We start from the raw sequence: 15,784 nt of genomic DNA on the forward strand, positions 1-15,784 counted from the left end.
CATGTGCACAGAGGCGGTTACTCTCGGACCCGTCGGAGGTGTGGTGGGTGGCTGACGCCGACGACGACGCCGACCCCGGCGAAACGGACGCTCTCGGTGCCACGGCCGACGCCGGTCTCGGACGAGGGACCGCGATCGTCGTCCCCGTCGAGCCGACGCCGACGCTCCGCGCGACGGTAGCGCACGTCGTCGAGACCGCGATCGCCGAGGACGTCTCGACGATCCACTTCGTCGAGATCGCCTCCTGGCGCGAGGGCGACCCCAGCTCCGACGTCCGGACGGCCGAGGCCGAGCGCGTCCTCGAACGCGTGGTCGCGTGGGCGGAGGCGGACCTCGACGACGCGGACGGCGACGCCGGCGACGACGTGACCGTCGCCGGCGACGTGATCGGCGCCGACGAGTACCTGTTCGGCCCGGACGACTACGCCGCCGTGCTCGCGGCGTACGCCGAGGAACACGGCGCCGGCGCGGTCGTCCTCGACCCCGAGTACACCCCAGTGGGAAACACGACGCTGCTCCAGCCGCTGGAGTTCGCGCTCTCGAACACCGCGCTCACGGTCGAGACGGCTCCGGTCGGCCGACCGACGCGGCGCGAGCGACTCCGAACGGAGGCGACCGGGATACGGTTCGCGACGATGTTCGGTCTCTCGCTCGCGTTCTACTTCGTGCTCGGCGATCCGCTCTACTGGTTCGACTGGGTGACGGGGCTCGCGACGGCCGCAATCGTCTCGATCACCCTCTCGCGGATCAGCCTCGACGCCGACCCGGCGGTCCCGCGGACGCCCCTGCGGCTGGTCCGCGGCGCGATCTACGTCCCCGTGCTGCTGTACGAGATCGTCATGGCGAACCTCGTCGTCGCCCGCGTCATCCTGGACCCGCGGCTCCCGATCGAGCCGACGATGAACCGCGTTCGGGTGATCGTCGGGAGCGGGCTCCCGGTGATGACGCTCGCGAACTCGATCACGCTGACGCCGGGGACGCTGACGGTCCGCGCCCGCGACAGCGACCTCTACGTCCACTCGCTGCTCCCGTGGGCCCGCGACGGGCTGTTCGACGGCTCGCTGGAGCGGTGGACGCGGTTCGTGTACTACGGCCGGTCGGCGGCCCGCCTGCCCACGCCGCGCGAGCGCGACGACTGCGCGATCCTGCAGGGCCCCGACGCCACCGAGGAACTCCCGATCGCCGCCGCGGACGGCGGCGTGACGAGCGACGACGCGGCGTCGGCCGACGATGACACGAACGGGACGACCCCCGAGGGCGAGGAGGTGTTCGACGGATGACGCTCGTCGACGCCACGGTCGTCGCCGGCTACACGGTCGGCGACTTCCTGTTGTACGCGGCCGCCGGGTTCACCGTCCTCGCGATCGGCATGCTGTACCGGGCGGTGAAGGGCCCGACCATGCAGGACCGCGTGCTCGCGGTGAACGTCCTGGGGACGAACACCGTGGTGATCCTCGCGATCCTGGCCGCCGCGCTCTCCGAGCCGACGTTCCTCGACATCGCGCTGGTGTACGCGCTGTTGAACTTCCTGATGGCGATCGCCATCTCGAAGTTCACGGTCGAGCGGGGTGGTGTGCTGTGATGGACGCGGGCGGAACGCTCGGCACGGTCCGCGTCGCGCTGATCGGCGTCTTCACACTGCTCGGGCTGTTCTTCTCGTTCGTCTCCATGACGGGCGTGCTCCGGCTGCCGGACGTCTACTCGCGGGCGCACACCGCCTCGCAGGCGGACACCCTCGGCGCCGGCTTCGGGCTCGCGGCCGTGGCGCTCGCCGTCGGCTGGGAGGGCGCCGGCTTCAAGACGGTGCTCCTGCTGTTCTTCATCTTCGTGACGAACCCGACGGCCGCCCACGCGATCGCCCGTGCGGCGTTCGAGGAGGGAATCGTTCCGTGGACCGAGGGGGACGACCGGCGATGACGGGAGCGAGTTCCCTCGCGGCCGCAGTCGTCTCGCAGGCGGCGTCGGTCGCGGGACAGGGTCCCGTCCTCGCGCAGGTCACCGCCATCGAGGCGAGCCTGCTCGCGTTCGTCGTGTTGACCGCGCTGGCGACGGCGCTGGCGCGCGACGTGCTCGCGGCGGTCATCGTCTTCGGGGCGTACAGCCTCGGGATGGCGGCGCTGTACACGTTCTACCGCGCGCCGGACGTGGCGCTGACGGAGGCGGCGATCTCCGCCGGCGTGACGACCGTGCTCCTGCTGTTGACGCTCGCGAAGACGACGCGGATCGACCACGAGGCCGCCTTCGAGCCGGTGAACCTCCCGGCGGCCGGCGCGGCCGGATTGCTCTTCGCCGGGCTGCTGCTCACGATGGGTGACGTGCCCGCGGTCGGCGCGGCCGACGCGCCGGTGTGGTCGAACCCGGAGGTGAGCCAGTGGTACCTCAGCGAGTCGTACGCCCAGACCGGCGTCGAGAACACGGTGATGGCCGTGCTGGCGGCGTTCCGCGGGTTCGACACGTTCGGCGAGGCGGTCGTCGTCTTCGCGGGCGGGATCGCGGCGCTGATCGTGCTCCACCGGGAGGTGTTCGCATGAGCGACGTTCGTCCCGGCGACGCCGCAGACGCGGACGACGCCGATCCGGCGGCTCGCGACGGCGACGACGGCGACGACGCCCTCCCGCCGCACCGGGCGGTCGACCGGACCGGCCGGCTCGACTCCGAGCGGCGCCAGGGCGTCCCGTACACGGAGAGCCAGGTGATCATGCCGACGGTGAAGGTCGTGGCGCCGTTCGCGTTCACGTACGGCCTGTTCATCACCTTCCACGGCAGCGGCTCGCCGGGCGGCGGGTTCCAGGGCGGCGCGATCGTGGCCGCGGTCGTGTTCATGATCGCGTTCGCCTTCGGCATCGAGGCCACGCGGGAGTGGCTCGCGAACACCGTCGTCGTCGCGCTCGCGGTCGGCGGTGCGCTGTCGTTCGCCGGGCTCGGCCTGGTTCCGGTCGCGCGCGGCGGCGCGTTCCTCCAGTACGACCTGCTGCCGATCCCGGTGAAGTACGGGTTAGAGAGCGTCGAGATATTCGGCATCGCGACCATCGTGAGCGGCGTGCTCATGGGGCTGTTCTTCCTGCTCGCGAACGGCTTCGACTCGGACGGAAGCGGCTTCGGCGACGGCGGCCCCGCCACGGGCGACGAGGACGACGACGTTAACGAGGAGGACGGTGCAGACGACTCCTCGACCGCGGGACGCGACCGCGCTCCGGCCACCGACGGGGGTGAGCGATGACGCCGCTCGAACCCGTCGCCCTCGCGTCCGGAAGCGCCCTCGACGTCCTCGCGACCCGCCACGCGTACGTCGCGTTCGCGCTGCTGCTCTGCGTCGGCCTCTACATGATGATAGCCAACCCCAACCTTGTGAAGAAGATCATCGGCCTCAACCTGTTCCAGACGGCGATCTTCCTGCTGTTCATCGCCTCCGGGTACGTCGAGGGCGGCGCGATCCCGATCGTCGCCGACGGCGCGGCCGAGACCGAGACGTTCGTCAGTCCGCTCCCCCACGTGATCGTGCTCACCGCCATCGTCGTCGGCGTGAGCCTCACCGCCGTGGGGCTCGCGCTCTGTATCCGCATCTACGACGAGTACGGAACGCTTCACACCGGCACCCTCCGCGAACTGATGCGGGACGAGGGGTCGCTCCCGGCCGGCCCGTCGGACGAGGACGACGCGGACGCGTCCGCCGCCGCCGCGGCTCCCAAGGGAGGTGCGAGCGATGACTGACGTGCTCCTCCCGCTGGCGATCGCGGTCCCGATCGTGGCGGCGACGCTGCCGATCGCGCTCGGGCTCCGGTACGACGACGTCGGCTGGCCGATCGCGGCGGTCGCGACGACCGCGGTCGTCGGCATCGCGGCCGCGATCGTCGCCGAGGTCGCGGTCGGCGGGCGGTTCACCCACGCGCTCGGCACGTACCAGCCGCCGATCGGGATCGAGCTGGTGGCAGACCGCCTATCGGCCGCGGTGCTCGCGCTGATCGCCGTCGTCTCGCTGGCGACGCTGGCGTTCTCGCGGGTGGCCGGCCCCCGCGGAAACCCGTTCTACGCCGCCTACCTGCTGCTGGTCGCCGGGCTCTGTGGGATGGCGCTCACCGGCGACCTGTTCAACATGTTCGTGTTCTTAGAGATCGTCGGGATCACGACGTACGCGCTCATCGCGGCCGACCGGTCGGGGGCGAGCGCGTACGCCTCGCTGAAGTACCTCGTGGTCGGCACCGTCGGCGCGTCGCTGTACCTCGTGGGCGTGGGCTACGCGTTCCTCGCGACGGGGACGCTGAACATGGTCGACATGCGAGAGCAGATCCTCGCGCAGGCGAGCTACACCGACCCGCTGATACAGGCGAGCTACGCGCTGATCGTCGCCGGGCTCGCGCTGAAGATCGCGCTGTTCCCGGTGCACGCCTGGCAGCCGGACGCCTACCAGCGCGCCCCCGACGCGGTCACGGCGGTCGTGGCGGCGCTCGTCTCGACGACGAGCGCGTACGCGCTGATCCGCGTGAGCTACACCGTGTTCACCGTCGACTTCCTCGCCGCCAACGACGCGATCGCGACCGGCCTGCTGGTCGTCTCCGGGACGTCAATTCTCGCGGGCTCCGTGCTGGCGGCGATGCAGTCGGACCTCAAGCGGATGTTCGCGTACTCCTCGGTCGCGCAGTTCGGCATGATCGGGGCCGCGGTCGCGCTCGCGAACGAGACCGCGCTGCTCGGCGGGATCGTCCACCTGATCGGCCACGGCCTGTTGAAGTTCGGGCTGTTCCTCGGCGTCGGCACCCTCGCGCTCGGCTACGGCATCCGCCGCATCGAGGACGCCGCCAGCGCCGCGCGCGAGGCGCCGTTCACGGCCGGCGCGATCGCCCTGCTCGGGCTCGGGCTGGTCGGGATCCCGCCGTCGGTCGGCTTCCTCGGCAAGTGGTACATCGGCGTCGGGGCGGTGGAGTCGACGATGGCCGGCGGCGGGGCGGCCGGGATCGCCGTCGCGGCCGTGATCTTCGTCAGCACCCTGTTCACACTGTCGTACGTCGCCCGGCTGATCGAGCGGTTCTACTTCGCCGGCGTCGGGATCCCCGGCGGCCACGGCGGCGACGCGGCGGCCGGTCACGGCTCGGCAGGTGGCCACGACAACGATCCCGCCGGGGTGGCCGCCGACGGTGGTCACGAGTCTGACGAGGACCACGAGTCGGGCGGTGAGCCCGGACGCGACGACTCCGCGGCCGTCGCCGACTCGTCCGGTGATGACGCGTCCGACGAGGCCGCGCCCGTCACGCCCGTGGAGGGCGCGCCGCGGCCCTCGCTGGTGCCCGACCGGGTGCCGCCGGCGTCGCTGGCGGTCCTGATACTCACGGCGCTCGTGACGGTCGCGCTCGGCTTCGGCGGCTTCGCGCTGTTCGAGTGGTTCGGCCCGTATCTCACGGAGGTGTTCGCATGACTGACGCACTCGTCTCTGACCCACGACCCCTGTTGGCGGTTCTCGTCTCGTTCGTCGCGGCGTTCTTCATCGTCGCGTCGCACCGCTCCCCGAACGTCCGCGAGGGGTGGACGATCGCCGCGGCGGTCGCGAAGTTCGCGATCGTCGCCTCGATGCTCCCGGCGGTCTTGGAGGGGGCCGTCTTCGAGTGGTCGTTCGGAGTGTTCCTCCCCGGCGTCGAGTTCGCGCTGCGCGCGGACGCGCTCGGCATGCTGTTCGCGTTCCTCGCCAGCGGGCTGTGGATCGTCACCTCGTTCTACAGCATCGGCTACATGCGCGGGAACGACGAGACGAACCAGACCCGGTACTTCGCCGCGTTCGCGGTGTCGCTGTCGGCGACGATGGGGATCGCGTTCGCGGGCAACCTCGTGACGATCTTCGTCTTCTACGAGATCCTCTCGATCGCGACGTACCCGCTCGTCGCCCACGACGAGACGCCGGAGGCGCGCTCGGCCGGCCGGAAGTACCTCGCGTACACGATGTTCGGCGGCGGCGTGCTCGTGCTCGCGGGCACCGCGCTCGTCTACATCATCGTCGGCAACGTCTCGTTCACGGCCGGCGGCATCGAGGAGCTGGCGAACGCCGACCCCGGGCTCGCGATGCTCGCCTTCTTCCTGCTGGCGATCGGCTTCGGCGTGAAGGCCGGGATCATGCCGCTCCACCAGTGGCTCCCCGAGGCGATGGTCGCGCCGACGCCCGTCTCCGGGCTGCTCCACGCGGTCGCGGTCGTCAAGTCCGGGGCGTTCGGCGTCTCGCGGGTCGTCCTCGACGTGTTCGGGCCGGAGCTCGTGTTCGACCTCTCGCTCCCGTTCGGCTTCTCGGCCGGACTGGTGTTGTCGACCATCGGCGCGATCACGCTGACGGCGGCCTCCATCATCGCCATGCGGAAGGACCACCTGAAACAGCGGCTCGCCTACTCGACGGTGAGCCAGCTGAGCTACATCGTCCTCGGGCTCGGGCTGTTCGGCTGGTACGGGCTCGTCGGCGCGCTGTTGCACATCCCGGCGCACGCGTTCATGAAGCTCACCCTGTTCTTCTGCGCGGGGAACCTCCACGTCTCGACGCACACCGACTACATCTCGGAGATGGCGGGGATCGGCAAGCGGATGCCCCTGACGATGGGGGCGTTCACCGTCGCCGCATTCGGGATGGCCGGGATCCCGCTTCTCGCCGGCTTCGTGAGCAAGTACTACATGCTGATCGGCGGGATACGGATGGGCGCCGAACTGACCCCGGTCGCCTACTACCTGGTCGGCGCGCTGCTGCTCTCGGGCGTGCTCAACATCGCGTACTTCTGGCCGGTGATCTACACCGCCTTCTTCGAGGCGGAGGACGCCCACGACGCGAAGCCGCTCGTCGACTTCCGGCTGGGCGGCGAGTCGCGGTCGACGCTGGCGGCGACGGACGGGGGCCGCGCAGGTGACGACGCGGCCGCCAACGGGGGCCGCACACCGGACGACGCGGCCACCGACGGAGGCCGGCCAGAGGACGACGACGTCGACATCGACGACGTCGTCAAGAGCGCCGAGGGCGAGTCGCCGGGCGAGGACGAGACGGAGCCATCGACCGCCGGCGACGACGCCGAGGTCCCTGACGACTCCGACATCCCCGACGCGGAGTTCGACGACCTGCCGACCGACGAGGAGGGCGTCGTTCGCCCGGACTTCAACACGAGCGAGCGGGACTTCTCGGAGCCGGCCGAGCGCGTCGACACCGGGGACTACGCGGTCGACTCGCGCCCCTCCGACGCCGACGTGCCCTTCGGCGTGGGTCGACGCGAGGGCGGTGTCGCGGACGCGGAGAGCGGCGACGCGGGCGACGATCCCGGCCACGACGCGGGCGACGATCCCGGCCACGAGGCGGCTGACGACCACGGCGAGGCTCACGGAGACCACGCCGGCGGCCCGCCCGCGGGGGGCTGGCGGCACGTCGACGGGCTCGACGCCCTCCGCGGGCGCGAGTCCACGTGGTTCACCCTCGGCCCGATCCTCACCGCGATGAGCCTCGCGGTGCTGCTCGGCGTGGTCCCCTACGAGATGGGGTTCCTGGAGCTGATCGAGCTCATCGTCGACACGCGGCTTCCCGAGGGGGTGATGCGGCCATGAACGCGGTTCTCACCTCGCTCCCGCCGTACGTCGTGCTCGCGGCGGCGGCGTTTCTCGTGCTCGGCCTCCCGCGCCGCGCCGGGCACGCGGCGGCCGCGCTGGCGACCGCGTTCGCGTTCGCGCAGGCGGTGTTGCTCGGCGACGGCGGCACGGGCACGCACCTCGCGACGGAGTTCCTCGGGTTCGACGTGGTGCTGTTCAACGTCGACCAGTTCTCGCTGCTGATGGGGGTCGTGGTCGGCTTCCTCGCGACGGCGGCGGTGCTGTACGCGTACGGCGCCGAGGCGCCGAAGTGGGTGACCGCGTTCGCGCTGGTGTACGTCTCCTCGACGCTCGGGACGATCTACGCCGGCGACTGGCTCACCCTGATCTTCTTCTGGGAGCTGATGGCCGTCACCAGCACCCTGCTGGTGTGGCAACACGGTGGCGCGGCGGTGCGGGCGGGGTACCGCTACGCGCTGTTCCACGGGATCGGCGGGACGTTCTTCCTCGGCGCGGTCGTCGTCCACGGCGCGTCGATGCTCGGCAGCGTGCCGGCCGGCGAGATCTTCCTGTTCTCGGCGACGACCGGCGTCCACGCCAGCGCCACCCTGCTCGCGGCGATCGGGATCGGCGTCAACTGCGGGTTCATCTTCCTGCACACGTGGCTGCCGGACACCTACCCGCGCCCGCACGTGGCGGCGTCGGTGTTCCTCTCGGTGTTCACGACGAAGACCGCGGCGTACGTGATGTACCGCGCGTTCCCGGAGGGGGGCATGTGGCTCGCGTACCTCGGCGGATTCATGGCCGTGTACGGGGCCTTCTTCGCGCTGCTGCAGTACGACCCGCGACGGCTGCTGTCGTACCACATCCAGGCCCAGCTGGGTTACATGCTCGCCGGGTTCGGGCTCGCCACCGAGGTCGGCGAGTTCGCCGTCACCGGCGGGTTCGCCCACCTGTTCAACAACGTCCTCTACAAGAGCCTGCTGTTCATGGCGGTCGGCGTCGTGATCTACCGGACCGACGTCGAGGACATCAGGGACATGGGCGGCCTCTGGCGGGAGATGCCGATCGCCTTCCTCCTGTACGTCGTCGGGGCGGCCTCGATTACCGCTGTCCCGGGGTTCAACGGGTTCATCTCGAAGGGGATGGTGATCGACTCCGCACACGAGGTGCACAACTACGTGCTCCTGCTGGACAGCGGGCTCCTCTGGTGGCTGCTCATCCTCGGCGGCGTGGGGACGTTCATGTCGTTCATCAAGCTCGGCTACTACATGTTCTTCCACGGGTCGGCGACGCTGTCGCCGAGGGACGCCACGCCGTTCCAGACCGGCGGGATGCTGCTGGCCGGTGGCGCCTGCGTCTTCTTCGGGGTGTTCTACTATCAGCTCATCGAGCTGATGCCGTTCACGGAGATCATTCTCAGCGAGGACGTCTACTTCAAGCCGTACAGCGCGAGTCACCTGACCGAGAGCGCCGCCCTGATGACGGCCGGATTCGCCGGCTTCTTCGCGCTCAAGCGCCCGCTCGGCTGGCTCGCCCACCGGATGCCCGACGTCGACGCGGTGACGTACCCGGCGGCGTTCTACCTGGGCCGCGGAACGGTGTGGGGCGTCACCGAGCTGTGGGCCGCCGTCGACCGCGCCGTCATGCGGCTGGTCGCCGACATCGAGCGCACCGCGATGCACCCGCGCGAGGCCGTCGCAACTCTCGGGGTCGACGTCGAGATCCGCACCGGGATCGGTCGAAGCGTCCTCCTGTTGACGCTCGCGGCGGGCGTCGCGCTGTTCGCGGTGCTGCTCGGATGAGCTGCGGTCAGAGCGAACCGACCCATCGATGCGGTCCGGTCCCCCGGCGTCCGTCGGGGGTGCCGCGCCGCTCAGTACTCCTCGTACGCGAGGTTCATCATCCACTGCGAGAAGGCGTCCGCCTGCGGGTCGACCTCCTCCTCGCCGATGAACGGCGACAGCATGTCGCCGGCCATCAGCAGCGAGAAGTCGAGGTCGCGGGGCGCCGGCTCCAAGTAGTACGTGTTGTGTCCGTCGTAGACGGCGTCGGACCGCTGGATGAGGCCGGACTCCTCCAGCCCCTCCGCGACGCGGCTCCCCTTGCGCGAGGAGACGTCGAGTTCCTTCCAGAAGTCGCTCTGGTGGATGCCACCGGTCTCGCGGATGAGTTCGAGGCCGGCGCGCTCGTCCTCCGACAGCTCGGCCTCGAGTTCGGACACGCTCATGCACGAACACCCGCCCGCGACTCGCTTAAAACTGGCTTTCCGCGCTGTCGCACCCGGAGGACCCGCGACGTGGTCCGTCTCACTCGTCGTCGCGAGCTCCCACGCCGCCGGAATTTGCGCCGTCCCCTCCGAATCCCGCCGGCAGCGACGCCGACTCAGCGGGCGTCTCGCAGGGCGGGCCGTCGGCGTACGCGAACTCGGGGGCGAGCTCCGGATCCGCGCTCGTCCGGATCCGGGTGAACGACCGCGTCCCGAACTCGTCGCCGTGGAGGCAGGCGCCGTACTCGTGGTCGGCGAGGACAGCGCTCGCCCGGTCGAGCCACGCCGCTCCCGTCTCGCCCGGTTCGGGGACCAGCTCGGCCACGATCCGTCGGGCGCTGTCGACGCGCTCCGCCCCGAACTCGCGGCGGCGCTCCGGAACTGCGAACCGGTCGACGCCGTTCAGCACGCCGCCGACGTTGCCGACGACGTGGACTCCGGGATCCAGCCGGGCGACCGCGAGGCGGCCGTCGTACGAGAGGCAGAACGCGGCGTCGGCGTCGGCGACGACGAGGTTGAACCCGTCGTACGACCGGGATTCGAGGTCGCGCTCGACGCCTCGCACGGCCGCCTCCGCGGAGCCGGCTTCGAGGCAGTCGCGCACGAGGAGCCCGCGGGAACGGTCTCCCTCGCGGTCGGCGTCGAGCCACCGGTTCGTGACCGCGACCGCGACCCCCGCGGCCGACAGGCCGATCCACGTCCCGCCGGCCCGGGCGTCGCGGGGCGCGACGTACCGGACCCCGTCACCGCGGGCGGGCTCGCGCACGGCCGGCGGCTCGGACCGCCTGTCGAGCGCCTCGTCGCGGTTGGCGGCGAGCGCGATCGGAGCGTCGACGAAGGTCTGCCACGCGAGCGTCAGTGTACACACGACCCTCCCTCCGATCGACGCGGATGAAAAACCCGCGGTCAAACCGGTGACATTTTTACTCAGTATAAAAGAAATCTTTTGGTGACTGGCGACGATAGTCGAGGTATGAACGCGATAGCCGTGTACGAGGGGGCCGACGAACCGGTCGTGACGGAGAAGCCGCGACCGGAGCCGGCGCCCGGCGAGGCGCTCGTCCGGACGCTTCGGGTCGGCGTCGACGGGACGGACCACGAGGTCATCGCCGGCGGACACGGGGGGGCGCCCGAGGGCGAGGACCACCTCGTGTTGGGTCACGAGGCCGTGGGCGTGATCGAGGACCCGAACGACACGCCGTTCGAGGCCGGCGACGTGGTCGTGCCGACGGTGCGGCGCCCGCCCAACGGCGCGAACGAGTACTTCGCCCGCGGCGAGCCCGACATGGCGCCGGAGGGCGAGTACCACGAGCGCGGCATCGTCGGCGCGCACGGCTTCATGGCCGAGTACTTCACGAGTCCCGCGGAGTTCCTCGTCGAGATCCCGGCCGCGCTCGCGGAGTGGGGGTTCCTCGTCGAGCCCGTGTCGATCGCGGAGAAGGCGATCGAGCACGCGTACGCCAGCCGATCGGCGTTCCACTGGGACCCCGACACCGCGCTGGTGCTCGGAAACGGCTCGCTGGGGCTGTTGACGGTCGCGACGCTGGACGCGGAGTTCGACCGGATCTACTGTCTGGGTCGCCGGGAGCGTCCGGACCCCACGATCGAGGTTATCGAGTCGCTCGGCGCGACGTACGTGAACTCGAACGAGACGCCGGTGCCGGCGATCCCGGAGACGCACGAGCCGATGGACTTCGTCTTCGAGGCCACCGGCTACGCCCCGCACGCCTTCGAGACTATCGAGGCGCTCGCGCCGAACGGCGTGGGCGCGCTGCTCGGCGTCCCGAGCGACTGGGCGTTCGAGGTCGACGGCGGGCGGCTCCACCGGGAGTTCGTCCTCCACAACAAGGCGCTCGTCGGCAGCGTCAACTCCGGCTACGAGCACTTCGAGGCCGCCGTGGACTCGATTTCGGACTTCTCCGACTCGTTCCTCGACGACCTCGTCACCGGCGTGTACGGGCTCGACGAGTTCGAGGCCGCGTTCGCGGATGACGACACGACTATTAAAACGGCGGTCAAATTCGCCGAGTATGAAGAACGTTGACGACCTGATAGACAGCGCGGCCGAGCTCGCGGAACACGGTCTCTCGAAGGGAGAGATCGCCGACGAACTGAACGTCTCTCGGGAGACGGCGAGCTGGCTCGTCGAGCGCGCCGGCGGCAGCGACGCCGCGGAGACCTCCGCGGCCGGCTCGACCGCCGACATCCACGTCGACTGGTCGGCGCTCGGTCGCGACTCGACGCGGCTCCGGTACGCCGCGAGCGCGATGGCCGACCTGCTGGCGAAGGAGGGAGACGCCGTCGACCTGACGGTGGGGATCGAGAAGGCCGGCGCGCCGCTCGCGACCGCGGTCGCGAATCAGCTCGACACGGACCTCGGCACGTACGCCCCCGCCAAACACCAGTGGGAGGAGGGCGACATCGACGAGCAGGGCGGCGGCTTCTCGCGTAACTTCGCCGCGATCCGCGACCGCGACTGCTACGTCGTCGACGACATCATCACCTCCGGGACGACGATGCGGGAGTCGATCAACGCGATCCGCGAGCAGGGCGGCGAGCCGGTCGCCTGCGTCGTGCTCGTCGACAAGGTGGGGTACGACGAGATCGACGACGTGCCCGTGTACTCGCTCGTCGACGTCGTCCGCGTCGACCGCGACAGGTAGGACCGCTCAGGTCGTCGGCGTCTCGCGGGAGCGCGCCGCCGTCCCGCAGCACCCCGCGACGTCGGTCCGCTCTTCGTGCGGAACCCATTTGCCGCGCCGACGCGTAGGGGCGCTCATGACGTTCCAACCCGAATCCGAGGCCGACGCCGACGAGATCGAACGCCGAGTCCGGGAGACGATCGCCGAGAACGACGTGGTCCTGTTCATGAAGGGGAACCGCCTGATGCCCCAGTGCGGCTACTCACAGCGGGCCGTCGAGCTCATCGCCCAGCACGTCGAGGAGTTCGAGACCGTCGACGTGCTGCCCGCCCTCCCCCACTACCGAGCGGCGCTGGAGGCCGAGAGCGGCTGGGAGACGATCCCGCAGACGTTCGTCGACGGCGAGTTCGTCGGCGGCAGCGACGTGCTCGCGGAGCTCGAGGAACGCGGCGAACTGGCCGCGGAGCTCGGCGCGGAGTAGTCTCCCTCCCGCGGCTGCATCGCTGCCGATCCGTGATTGTCGAAGGGCAGGCGATATAAACCTACGGTGCCTATACGGAGTAGGTGCAGCCGTCGCCGCTGCCGCCGAGCCAACCGTTCGGATCCCATCTCACCCAATCAACAATGACAGGCCGCGTGTTCAGACTTCATTCGACGCTCGAACTGCCACTCGAAGACGTGGAGACGTACTTCGAAGAAGATCCCGACCTCCCGCCGGAGATCGACGACATCGACATCACGCGTCGAAACAACACCCTCATCATCAAGGCCCTGTCCGACGACGAGTCTATCAGCAAGTACACCCCGACCGCCCAGCTGAAGGCGTCCGTGAGCGAGACGCGCGTCTGGGAGGAGGAGCCGCCCCGCGCGGGCGGCCCGCAGTGGATGGACGACGAGGAGGAGGAGATCCCCTCCGAGCTCGTCGAGTTCGCCTGCTTCAAGGGCGACCGCGAGACCGTCCTCCAGAACTCCGCACTCCAGTACCCCATGTTCCTCGTGCTCCGCGAGCTGGCGAAGCTCTCGGAGAAGGGGACGCTGACCGCGATCACCGAGGAGGACGACGAGCTCGAGGCGACGCGGATCGTCGAGGGTGAGCCGCGCCCCGCGAGCATCGAGGTCGTCGAGAGCCCGCAGGGCGCCGGCGACGGCGACGGCGGCGTCAACTGGCGCGACAACGAGTTCATCTCGGACTGATACGTCCCGTCCGGCGCACGCGCGGACCGTTCTCACGCACGCCGACACCGCGAGCGACTGCGCCGCGGACGGCCGACGCCCGACGCGAGCCGGACCGTCGACGCTTTAGGCGCTCCGGGCGTTCCCCCGTCAATGACCGACGACTGGGTGAGCCTCTTCTCGGGCGGGAAGGACTCCTCGTGGGCGCTGTACCGCGCCCTGGAGGCGGGCCTCGACGTCTCGCGGCTTCTGACCGTCCACCCCGCCGGCGACTCCTACATGTACCACACGCCGGCGACGGAGCTCGCTCCGCTCGCCGCCGAGAGCGTCGGGATCGACCTCGTCGAGGTCTCGCCGGACGACTTCGGCGCGGAGGACGTCGACGACGCGGGCGCGCAGGGGGACGCTGAGCTGGAGCCGATGGAGACGGCGCTTCGAGAAATCGCCGCGGGCGACGACGTCGACCTCGCGGGCGTCACCGCCGGTGCGGTGGAGAGCGAGTACCAGACCAGCCGCATCCGGGCGATGTGCGACCGGCTCGGGATCGACCTGTTCGCCCCGCTGTGGGGCGAGGACCCGGTCGCGCTCGCGGAGGCGATGTTCGAGGCTGGCTTCGAGATCCGGATCGTGCAGGTCGCCGCCTACGGACTCGACGAGTCCTGGCTCGGGCGGCGGTACGACGCCGACGCGCTCGCCGAACTGCTCGAACTGCGAGCGGAGTACGGCGTCCACCCGCTGGGCGAGGGCGGCGAGTTCGAGACGTACGTCGTCGACGGGCCGCACATGGACCGTCGTATCGAGTTCGAGTACGACGCGGTGTGGGAGGGCGACCGCGGCCACGTCGACGTCGGAGACGCCCGGCTGGCGTGACCGGCCCGACGGAACAATCGAGAGACGAGACCGTTACGGCCAGCTCCCGGCCTGGTCGTAGGCGTTCACGATCCGACCGATGGCGACGACGTAGGCGGCGGTGCGGAGGTTGGGGACGTCGTGGCTCTCGTAGGCGTCGACGATCCCGTCGAACGCCTCCGTGATCACGCGTTCGAGCTCCTCGTTGACCCGCTCCTCCGTCCAGTGGAACCGCTGTCGGTTCTGGACCCACTCGAAGTACGAGACGGTGACGCCGCCGGCGTTGGCGAAGATGTCGGGGACGACGTGGACGTTCTTCTCGGCGAGGACGTCGTCGGCGTCGGGAGTGAGGGGCCCGTTCGCGGCCTCGACGATCACGTCGGCCGCAACGTCGGCCGCCAGGTCGCCGTCGATCGCGTTCTCCAGCGCCGCGGGCACGAGCAGGTCGACGTCGAGCGTCAGCAGCTCCTCGTTCGTGATCGACGCGGCGCCGCCGTAGCCGGAGACCGCGCCCGTCTCGGCCTTGTGGTCTTTCACCGCCCGCGGGTCGAACCCGTCGGGGTCGCGGATGCCGCCCGAGGAGTCGGAGACGGCCACCACGTCGGCGCCGAGCTCGTCGAGGAGGGCCGCCGCGACCGAGCCGGCGTTGCCGTACCCCTGTACGGCGACCGTCGCGCCCGCGAGCTCGCGGTCGAGCCAGGCGAACGTCTCGCGCGCCGCGAGCGCCACGGAGCGCCCGGTCGCCTCGACGCGGCCCTCGCTGCCGCCCGAGTCGAGCGCCTTCCCGGTGATGACGCCGGGCGCGGTCGTGTTCTCCAGGGTCTCGTAGGTGTCTTTGATCCAGTTCATCTCCCGCTGACCGGTGTTGACGTCCGGCGCCGGGATGTCGCGGTCCTCGCCGATGAGCGGGCGGAGCTCCGTCGCGAACGCGCGGGTCAGCCGCTCCAGTTCGCTCTCCGAGTAGTCGCTCGGGTCGATCGCGATCCCCCCCTTCCCGCCGCCGTAGGGTACGTCGACGACGGCGCACTTGTACGCCATCCAGCCGGACAGCGCCTTCACCTCGTCGCGGGTGACGTCAGGGTGGTACCGGATCCCGCCCTTGTACGGGCCGCGGTCGCCGTTGAACTGCGACCGGTACGCGCGGACCGTCTCCAGCGACCCGTCGTCCAGCTCGAACGTCAGGTTCGTCTCCAGTATCCGCTCGGGGTTCTTCAGACGGGTGAGCACGCCCTCGTCGGCGTCCAGCGACGCCGCGGCGTCGTCCACCTGTTCCTGTAGACTCTCGAACGGGTTGGTCTGGTCAGCCATACCTCAT

17 protein-coding genes are annotated in these 15,784 nt (G+C 70.3%); 14 read left to right on the forward strand and 3 right to left on the reverse strand.

Annotation, left to right across the window (positions count from 1 at the left end; genetic code table 11):
- The first annotated feature begins 47 nt into the window (after positions 1-47).
- Genes U4E84_RS02050 through U4E84_RS02090 form a run of 9 tightly spaced genes read left to right on the forward strand, consistent with a single transcriptional unit; the run spans position 48 to position 9,341 of the window.
- Positions 48-1,280, forward strand: coding sequence for a monovalent cation/H+ antiporter subunit E (locus U4E84_RS02050; RefSeq protein ID WP_322530432.1), 1,233 nt, complete (start codon positions 48-50; stop codon positions 1,278-1,280).
- Positions 1,277-1,582, forward strand: a complete 306-nt coding sequence (locus tag U4E84_RS02055; protein ID WP_322530433.1) for a cation:proton antiporter — start codon at positions 1,277-1,279, stop codon at positions 1,580-1,582. Before U4E84_RS02050 ends, U4E84_RS02055 begins: the two co-directional genes overlap by 4 nt.
- Positions 1,582-1,917: a monovalent cation/H(+) antiporter subunit G gene (mnhG, locus tag U4E84_RS02060; RefSeq protein ID WP_322530434.1), complete on the forward strand. Its 336-nt coding sequence runs from the start codon at positions 1,582-1,584 to the stop codon at positions 1,915-1,917. Before U4E84_RS02055 ends, mnhG begins: the two co-directional genes overlap by 1 nt.
- Complete coding sequence (locus U4E84_RS02065) at positions 1,914-2,531, forward strand: DUF4040 domain-containing protein (protein WP_322530435.1); 618 nt, start codon at positions 1,914-1,916, stop codon at positions 2,529-2,531. Before mnhG ends, U4E84_RS02065 begins: the two co-directional genes overlap by 4 nt.
- Positions 2,528-3,220, forward strand: a complete 693-nt coding sequence (locus U4E84_RS02070; RefSeq protein WP_322530436.1) for an MnhB domain-containing protein — start codon at positions 2,528-2,530, stop codon at positions 3,218-3,220. Before U4E84_RS02065 ends, U4E84_RS02070 begins: the two co-directional genes overlap by 4 nt.
- Positions 3,217-3,711 carry a cation:proton antiporter subunit C gene (locus U4E84_RS02075; protein WP_322530437.1) on the forward strand — a complete coding sequence of 165 codons (495 nt, stop codon included), beginning with the start codon at positions 3,217-3,219 and terminating at the stop codon, positions 3,709-3,711. Before U4E84_RS02070 ends, U4E84_RS02075 begins: the two co-directional genes overlap by 4 nt.
- Positions 3,704-5,410, forward strand: a complete 1,707-nt coding sequence (locus U4E84_RS02080) for a proton-conducting transporter membrane subunit (RefSeq protein ID WP_322530438.1) — start codon at positions 3,704-3,706, stop codon at positions 5,408-5,410. Before U4E84_RS02075 ends, U4E84_RS02080 begins: the two co-directional genes overlap by 8 nt.
- Entirely contained in the window at positions 5,407-7,554 is a 2,148-nt protein-coding gene (locus U4E84_RS02085) for a proton-conducting transporter membrane subunit (protein ID WP_322530439.1), read from the forward strand. Before U4E84_RS02080 ends, U4E84_RS02085 begins: the two co-directional genes overlap by 4 nt.
- On the forward strand, positions 7,551-9,341 hold the full coding sequence (locus tag U4E84_RS02090) for a Na(+)/H(+) antiporter subunit D (RefSeq protein ID WP_322530440.1): 1,791 nt from the start codon (positions 7,551-7,553) through the stop codon (positions 9,339-9,341). The genes U4E84_RS02085 and U4E84_RS02090 overlap by 4 nt, the downstream gene beginning before the upstream one ends.
- Positions 9,342-9,412: 71 nt before the next feature.
- On the opposite strand, the gene U4E84_RS02095 is transcribed toward U4E84_RS02090, so the two are convergent.
- Positions 9,413-9,766, reverse strand: a complete 354-nt coding sequence (locus U4E84_RS02095; protein WP_322530441.1) for a MarR family transcriptional regulator — start codon at positions 9,764-9,766, stop codon at positions 9,413-9,415.
- Positions 9,767-9,845: 79 nt separating this feature from the next.
- The gene (locus U4E84_RS02100; protein WP_322530442.1) at positions 9,846-10,673 is read right to left on the reverse strand and encodes an NRDE family protein; all 828 of its coding nucleotides are present in this window, start codon (positions 10,671-10,673) and stop codon (positions 9,846-9,848) included.
- A 105-nt stretch (positions 10,674-10,778) separates the two neighbouring features.
- On the opposite strand from U4E84_RS02100, the gene U4E84_RS02105 reads away from it, so the two are divergent.
- The 5 genes from U4E84_RS02105 (at position 10,779) to U4E84_RS02125 (ending at position 14,490) form a co-directional block, all read left to right on the forward strand.
- On the forward strand, positions 10,779-11,849 hold the full coding sequence (locus U4E84_RS02105; RefSeq protein WP_322530443.1) for a glucose 1-dehydrogenase: 1,071 nt from the start codon (positions 10,779-10,781) through the stop codon (positions 11,847-11,849).
- Positions 11,836-12,468, forward strand: a complete 633-nt coding sequence (gene gfcR / locus U4E84_RS02110; protein ID WP_322530444.1) for a transcriptional regulator GfcR — start codon at positions 11,836-11,838, stop codon at positions 12,466-12,468. Before U4E84_RS02105 ends, gfcR begins: the two co-directional genes overlap by 14 nt.
- Positions 12,469-12,583: 115 nt before the next feature.
- The gene (locus U4E84_RS02115; protein WP_322530445.1) at positions 12,584-12,928 is read left to right on the forward strand and encodes a glutaredoxin domain-containing protein; all 345 of its coding nucleotides are present in this window, start codon (positions 12,584-12,586) and stop codon (positions 12,926-12,928) included.
- Positions 12,929-13,071: 143 nt separating this feature from the next.
- Positions 13,072-13,641: a hypothetical protein gene (locus U4E84_RS02120; protein ID WP_322530446.1), complete on the forward strand. Its 570-nt coding sequence runs from the start codon at positions 13,072-13,074 to the stop codon at positions 13,639-13,641.
- A gap of 132 nt (positions 13,642-13,773) precedes the next feature.
- Entirely contained in the window at positions 13,774-14,490 is a 717-nt protein-coding gene (locus U4E84_RS02125; protein WP_322530447.1) for a diphthine--ammonia ligase, read from the forward strand.
- 33 nt (positions 14,491-14,523) lie between these two features.
- On the opposite strand, the gene U4E84_RS02130 is transcribed toward U4E84_RS02125, so the two are convergent.
- Complete coding sequence (locus U4E84_RS02130; protein ID WP_322530448.1) at positions 14,524-15,777, reverse strand: Glu/Leu/Phe/Val dehydrogenase; 1,254 nt, start codon at positions 15,775-15,777, stop codon at positions 14,524-14,526.
- Between the last annotated feature and the right edge of the window lie 7 nt (positions 15,778-15,784).

The organism is Halorubrum sp. AD140 (genome assembly GCF_034497445.1).
Classification (GTDB): domain Archaea; phylum Halobacteriota; class Halobacteria; order Halobacteriales; family Haloferacaceae; genus Halorubrum.

What these genes read in the sequence shown, in the direction of transcription:
- U4E84_RS02055 (WP_322530433.1), top strand. Translation starts at nt 1,277, where the DNA reads ATGACGCTCGTCGACGCCACGGTCGTCGCCGGCTACACGGTCGGCGAC.
- mnhG (WP_322530434.1), top strand. Translation starts at nt 1,582, where the DNA reads ATGGACGCGGGCGGAACGCTCGGCACGGTCCGCGTCGCGCTGATCGGC.
- U4E84_RS02065 (WP_322530435.1), top strand. Translation starts at nt 1,914, where the DNA reads ATGACGGGAGCGAGTTCCCTCGCGGCCGCAGTCGTCTCGCAGGCGGCG.
- U4E84_RS02070 (WP_322530436.1), top strand. Translation starts at nt 2,528, where the DNA reads ATGAGCGACGTTCGTCCCGGCGACGCCGCAGACGCGGACGACGCCGAT.
- U4E84_RS02075 (WP_322530437.1), top strand. Translation starts at nt 3,217, where the DNA reads ATGACGCCGCTCGAACCCGTCGCCCTCGCGTCCGGAAGCGCCCTCGAC.
- U4E84_RS02080 (WP_322530438.1), top strand. Translation starts at nt 3,704, where the DNA reads ATGACTGACGTGCTCCTCCCGCTGGCGATCGCGGTCCCGATCGTGGCG.
- U4E84_RS02085 (WP_322530439.1), top strand. Translation starts at nt 5,407, where the DNA reads ATGACTGACGCACTCGTCTCTGACCCACGACCCCTGTTGGCGGTTCTC.
- U4E84_RS02090 (WP_322530440.1), top strand. Translation starts at nt 7,551, where the DNA reads ATGAACGCGGTTCTCACCTCGCTCCCGCCGTACGTCGTGCTCGCGGCG.
- U4E84_RS02095 (WP_322530441.1), bottom strand. Translation starts at nt 9,766, where the DNA reads ATGAGCGTGTCCGAACTCGAGGCCGAGCTGTCGGAGGACGAGCGCGCC.
- U4E84_RS02105 (WP_322530443.1), top strand. Translation starts at nt 10,779, where the DNA reads ATGAACGCGATAGCCGTGTACGAGGGGGCCGACGAACCGGTCGTGACG.
- gfcR (WP_322530444.1), top strand. Translation starts at nt 11,836, where the DNA reads ATGAAGAACGTTGACGACCTGATAGACAGCGCGGCCGAGCTCGCGGAA.
- U4E84_RS02115 (WP_322530445.1), top strand. Translation starts at nt 12,584, where the DNA reads ATGACGTTCCAACCCGAATCCGAGGCCGACGCCGACGAGATCGAACGC.
- U4E84_RS02120 (WP_322530446.1), top strand. Translation starts at nt 13,072, where the DNA reads ATGACAGGCCGCGTGTTCAGACTTCATTCGACGCTCGAACTGCCACTC.
- U4E84_RS02125 (WP_322530447.1), top strand. Translation starts at nt 13,774, where the DNA reads ATGACCGACGACTGGGTGAGCCTCTTCTCGGGCGGGAAGGACTCCTCG.
- U4E84_RS02130 (WP_322530448.1), bottom strand. Translation starts at nt 15,777, where the DNA reads ATGGCTGACCAGACCAACCCGTTCGAGAGTCTACAGGAACAGGTGGAC.